At 43.2% G+C, this 5,310-nt stretch carries 5 protein-coding genes; all 5 read right to left on the bottom strand.

All coding sequences use genetic code 11. The annotated features are described in order from the left end of the window. Window positions 1-530: 530 nt before the first annotated feature. Complete coding sequence (locus R6U02_RS05105) at window positions 531-1,124, bottom strand: CHC2 zinc finger domain-containing protein (protein ID WP_410262558.1); 594 nt, start codon at window positions 1,122-1,124, stop codon at window positions 531-533. Between the two features lies 1 nt (window position 1,125). Then, a complete protein-coding gene (locus R6U02_RS05110) occupies window positions 1,126-1,866 on the bottom strand; it encodes an ATP-binding protein (protein ID WP_410262559.1) in 741 nt (246 codons plus the stop codon). Then, the gene (locus R6U02_RS05115; RefSeq protein ID WP_410262560.1) at window positions 1,859-3,301 is read right to left on the bottom strand and encodes a hypothetical protein; all 1,443 of its coding nucleotides are present in this window, start codon (window positions 3,299-3,301) and stop codon (window positions 1,859-1,861) included. Before R6U02_RS05115 ends, R6U02_RS05110 begins: the two co-directional genes overlap by 8 nt. Next, window positions 3,294-4,025 (bottom strand): hypothetical protein, encoded by a 732-nt coding sequence (locus tag R6U02_RS05120; RefSeq protein ID WP_410262561.1) that lies wholly within the window; start codon window positions 4,023-4,025, stop codon window positions 3,294-3,296. The genes R6U02_RS05115 and R6U02_RS05120 overlap by 8 nt, the downstream gene beginning before the upstream one ends. Before the next feature lie 434 nt (window positions 4,026-4,459). Beyond that, on the bottom strand, window positions 4,460-4,747 hold the full coding sequence (locus R6U02_RS05125) for a hypothetical protein (protein WP_410262562.1): 288 nt from the start codon (window positions 4,745-4,747) through the stop codon (window positions 4,460-4,462). Window positions 4,748-5,310 lie beyond the last annotated feature (563 nt).

Here is a 5,310-nt window from a genome sequence, read left to right on the forward strand (position 1 = left end):
GACGCAAATTTAAAGTCGGTAATCATACAATATATTGTGCCGTGCGGCTATTATCCGTTTGGTGTAAAAAATGAAATGATTACTGAGATACTGGTTCGATATCTAACAAATTTGGGTGGTTGTGGTTTATAGCAGTAAAACGTAACAAAGTCTGATTTTTCTATTATAATTAATAGGTTATATACCATTAAGCTTGGTGGATGTCAAGTAGAATTTTTTCTCCTTTCATTATCCAGTCTGTCAACGACAATTACAAACTTCCACTGACGACAATTACAAATGCACACTTTTATAGAAGATAGAGCGAAGCGATTCCTTATATCTATAGCGCTGAGATAAATCATGCCACCCATGCTGAGATAAATCAGGCCGTTGATTCACGCGAGGGCCAACAGCGATACCCCGCAGAGAGAAGCCTATCCCGCCCTGACATTAATGAATGATACCCCGCCGGCTGCTACTTAGCACTGTTTGCAGGATGATGCTTAATGATGACACTGTTCTATCAGCGTTGATAAGACAGTAGGTGCTCACTGGTGGGAAGGATTATCGATATGGATTGCTTTTAGTATATTCTCGATTTGATGGGATAAACGATCTACTTTCTGTTCCAGTCTTAGTATGCGACAATTGGCCATATTCTGTTGAGCAGGGCGATTGAAGACGGAAGGGATTTTCTCACATTTTGAGGGCACTATACGATCAAGAATATGGCCGATATGAACCATGTTTTTATTTGAATGTTCTGACAGGTCAGCACATTTCATCTGAGAGCCATCATGAGTGTCACTGCCGGTGGTAGCCACCCGGTAGTCCTCGTTTCGACTGACAGAAGCACTCTTATGATAGTCTTGCAGGAACCTGACGCTTTCAACAAAGTCCAACTTCCTGATTATCATCACCAGGTCTATGGTATTGAAGTTTTCCTCACAACGGAAGCATCTGGCCAGATTTGTCTCAGGATTTACGGCGGTGTTAAATTCTTGGCATAAGGGGCAAAGAAAACGAAAATGACCCTCCGCAACCCGGGAAGGAATGCAAAGTGCCTTATCAATCAATGCGTCAATAGGAATGTCATTGCGCAGCGTATGCAGTTCGTGATTGGTAAAGCGGCGTTTTGTCATTTCAACCAGCCGGATCAAGTTTGCGTCGCAGACTGACACAGTTCTTCATATTGATAACATGGCTGTTTTCAGTCAGACGGTCGATCAATGCCGCTGTAAGCTGATCGTTTCTCAAGAATGATGTCCATTGACTAAAGCCAAGGTTAGAAGTTATCAATGTGTTTTTCTTCTTATGTCTTTTGTGCATCAGGGTAAAAAACAATCCAACCTGAACCGGTTCGACCTCCACATATCCGACTTCATCAATAAGCAGACAGTCATAGGAAAGAAATGTTTTCATGATTTTCTCTTCCGAATGATCCGCCACTGATCTATAGAGGATCTCTGTAAGCTCTGGGAAGGCAATGAACCGTCCTTTATATTCGTGGTCAATTGCATGCATAAGAAAGGCTGTTGCAAGACCGGTTTTTCCGACACCAGTGGGTCCTATCCAGATGATATTTTGATTCTTGGTCATATAGTCAAATGAATCATACAGGGCCAAAATCTTTTTTCTATTCAGTTTCGGTTGTCTATTAAATGGGTAGGTTTCCATAACGTATTTTTCAGGGATCTTTGACCTTAAGATCCTCAGTTGCCTGGAATTGTCTTTCTTGATTTTGTATTCTTGTTCAATAATATGTTGAAGCAGTCGAACATGAGAGAAATTTCCCTTCCGGGCACTGTCAAGATAAGTGTCCCAGTTTTCAAGTAGGCCACCAAGACGCAGATACTTAAGCATCTTTGTCAGTTCATCATTCATCCTTCTGCCCCATCATTTTGTCGTAAACCGATAAGTCCACATCACCTGCAAAACGGCCATCAAGATAGGATTCTCTGTCCCTATATTCCAGGTCGATTTGAACAGATGGTAAATCATAGTTGCCTTCTTTCATCAGTAATATGGCGATCCGTTCAATGGTCTTTGTGTCTGTGATACGGTACTTTAAGGCCCGTTTGACTGTCCTTATAAATAGCGAGGGGGCAAGCTTCTTGTGCAAGCCATATAATTCTCGAATGAATCTGTGCTTTTGCCGGCCACCTTTTTTGGTCGCAAAATTCAGATAGGCATTGACTTCTTCCGATGTAGCCCTTAGCGTTCGTTCTTCTTGCGCTGTGGGCTTTTTACGATACTTTGGTTGATGCTTCGGCTTGGATTTCCCTTTTGGATAGATCTTTTTGTTCTTGACCCCTTCAGGTGACATTTCATACTCACCAAGCAATTCTCGTTTGTAGTAGATTCTCAGATAATTACTGTATTGTAAGATCTTTACGTCAAATCGTTTAGTTCCCGGTATCCAGTAGAAATTTCCGTCAAAGGAAGCATATCCGTACTGATCGGTACGTCTTCCATGAACAAGATAGGGTGGCTCTACATAAGCAGGCAGCTTATTAAGATACGGTTTCTCATATTCAAAGGCAGCTGCCGGGATCAGCCGGGTCTTTCCCGTCGGTCTATTGGCCGACCTGACTGTTGCCCAAGAAAAGGCCTGCCGGTTCAGATCTTCCATATTCTCAAATTTACGACCGGCGAAAAAATTGGTGACAACAGTGAAAAACCCCCTTTCATTGCCTGCCTTCCTGTTTGAGTGCCTTATTTCATGACAGACAAAGGCAAACCCATATTGTCTGGCAAACTGTTCCATCTCTGGGACGATGACGGCGTTTTTACCGGTTCCATGAAGCCTGGCAAGGTTGGTATTATCAATGATACAGATGCCTGCAGCATAGTTCCAAAAGGTCAGCGCTTCATGGAAAAAGCACTTCATTTTAAAGCGATTAAATGAGCGGTAGAATTTCAAATAACGAATCTTTGAATAGCGATAATACAGAAGACTGGCCTGAACCAGCACGGATCTGCAACCTAATTTAATCCGATAGGGTGAGGTGTCTTGCTGCATCTCTTCACCGGGGCTGTCCGGAACCTGTCCGCTACGTTGGTTTTTCGATGTCCCAAGCTCAAGTTCCCGTATTTTCGAAGCTAACGTGGAATAACCAATCTGTATCCCCTTCTCCTCGGTCAATATCTCATGCATCCGCTGAACCCAGCCATCACAATCTTTGTAAAGCTTAGCGACAAGATCCGGATCCAGCTCGATCTTATCCTTTCTCATCGATTCGGGCATGACACCCTTTTGCTTAATAATGTCACTGACTGTGCCCCGATTTACACGTAAACTTCGTGCAATCTTACGCACTCCCATACCTTCCGTATGAAGACGATAGATCGCTGCTCGTTTGTCCTGATTTATCATGAAGGTCCTTTATTGATCTGGAAAATAGTTTCATTTGCCTGAGAATGCCGCCTGTCAAAAGGTTGGCCTGGGCATTGAATGATGCGGTTTTATACCGGTCATCTTTGCTTTTGTTTATCACCCGTTGCATGTACTTTTGCGTGATCTCAAGATCCTTGAGCATTCGCTGTTCAACTTGTGTGCAGGCTGTTCTTACAGAGCTCTGTTTCAAGCAGGCTAATCCCCATGTGATATTGCCGTTTCTGATTTGCTGGCGTATGTCCTCCCCCCCTCTAAAATACCCATTGGCCAGTATTTCGATATCACGAATGCTTAAGCCCTTTCCGGCAACCGATCTTACAAACTCATCAACATCTTGCTTGCTTATGCCGTTCATACGTATGAACGACCGGATGGTATACATATAGGAATAGACAGGAAATTGCCCACTGAATACCTTATCCATAATGGCTGGACTCATTTGTCCGATGATGCCAACCCGCATACCTACCCAGCCTTTACTCTTTTCCAGAAGACCGGCTATCTGCGAAACAGACATCTTATGAATGGTGTTTAATTCGTCAATCAATCGGGCCTGTTCCAATATGCTGAGGCTTTTCGCATTTGCAATGCGCAAAAGTGTTATGATCCCAAAGGCCTCATCTTCACCGAGACAATGGTACGGCACGATGCCAATACTCAGCTTTTTCGCACATCTGTATCGTTTAAAACCATCGAGCAAAATCCGGCATCCATCCTTGGTCTCCACGCCCCGCAATGGATCTCGAATACCATGATCCAATATGGAGGATAAAAGCGACCTCTCCGTAACTTTTGACTTCAAACGGCAATGTTCATAACGCAAATCAAAACTCGATATTTCTACCTGTCTTATGCCGCTATTTTTCTGGTCATAGTTCATGATGGCTAACCATACAAACATTGGCATGTCCAAGTCTATTGCATCTTGAAAACAGTTTGGGATTACTTCGTCAATATCCTTAATATATACATATGGTTATGCCTGTAATGAATCTTAAAAACATGTTTCGATTACTTTGTTCATATCTTCTTTCATAACAACGGGTTATATCTATGATGCGTCTTAAAAACCGAAGTGGATTACTTTTCAGGAAAAGCGGCGGCATTGTTCCGAATTCTGCTAAATATCTGTTCGGTCACGTATTCTGCCATAATCAAATTATCTCTGCCGATTTTACTCTCAATGATGTCTCGGGGTAGGTTCAGGTTGATCCGGCTTTTGGGTACTGGCTCTGGATCTGCTTCAACATCTGGTTGAGTTGAATCCGGTGGGGATCTGCCGTCCTCTTCGAGTTTTTTATCTAAATAGTTGCTCTTGAAATATGCTGTATTCTTCTTGTTCCATTCTGCACAGTTTCTTCGATGCAATTCTCTACTGCACTCAGGACTGCAAGTCTTTTGTCTGCCAGCTTGCCGAACATCAGGCAGAAACCACTTGCGGCAGATGCTACAGGGTCGTTTCCGGGGTCTCACATAAGGCATTGTATTTTCTCCTCCAAGATACTTGAATTCGAAAATACAATTAACATGGGAGGAATCAAAGGTCGGGGGATTAGAAAGAACGCCTTTTCGGAATATTGGTGGTATGATTTAGCTTAGCATGGGTGGCCTGATTTTGCCCAGCGTTATAGTAGGGTCCGGTAGGAACATACCGGGTATTATAGGTAAGTACCTGAGTACACTCAAACTGTGCGACTTCGTGTCGCACCCCAACGCTAAGCTCACCAGAGTGCATGAAGCGCAGTGGAATTCAGTTCTGGTGCAGCGCCATGTTCGGTGAAGGTGAAATAAAATTACAACAAATTATTTATAATACGCATCCAAGAATTCATCCCTTGATATCCTTGCTTGTGTAAGGATGGTTCTCAGCGTTGATTTCTTGATTGTTGGATGGTTTGGCATCGTTAGGGGAGTTCGGGTGCCGTCTGGAT

Source organism: Alkalibacterium sp. (assembly GCF_046484155.1).
Lineage (GTDB): Bacteria > Bacillota > Bacilli > Lactobacillales > Carnobacteriaceae_A > Alkalibacterium.